Origin of the sequence: Stutzerimonas stutzeri SDM-LAC (genome assembly GCF_000235745.1) — a bacterium.
GTDB classification, from domain to species: domain Bacteria; phylum Pseudomonadota; class Gammaproteobacteria; order Pseudomonadales; family Pseudomonadaceae; genus Stutzerimonas; species Stutzerimonas stutzeri_H.
On record NZ_AGSX01000156.1, the window covers coordinates 1 to 226 of the forward strand.

Here is a 226-nt window from a genome sequence, read left to right on the forward strand (position 1 = left end):
TTGCTTGATTCAGTTGTTAAAGAGCGTTTCGATCAAGCCTTTCGTCTCAACCGAGGCCGCGCATTCTACAGCAGCCCTGTGTCTCGTCAAGCTGTTTTTGAAGAAGTTTTTCTTTCTTCTCAACCGCTTGCGCTTCCGATCAACCTAGCGTCTCTCGTCAGCGGGAGGCGAATCATACAGCGTCTAAACCCGCTGTCAACCACCTCTTTCAACCGCTTCCGATCAA

1 protein-coding gene is annotated in these 226 nt (G+C 50.0%); it reads left to right on the top strand.

All coding sequences use genetic code 11. The features are described from left to right. Window positions 1-226, top strand: a 226-nt coding sequence (locus PSTU_RS22100; RefSeq protein WP_237709885.1) for a hypothetical protein, incomplete at both ends; no start/stop codon positions are given.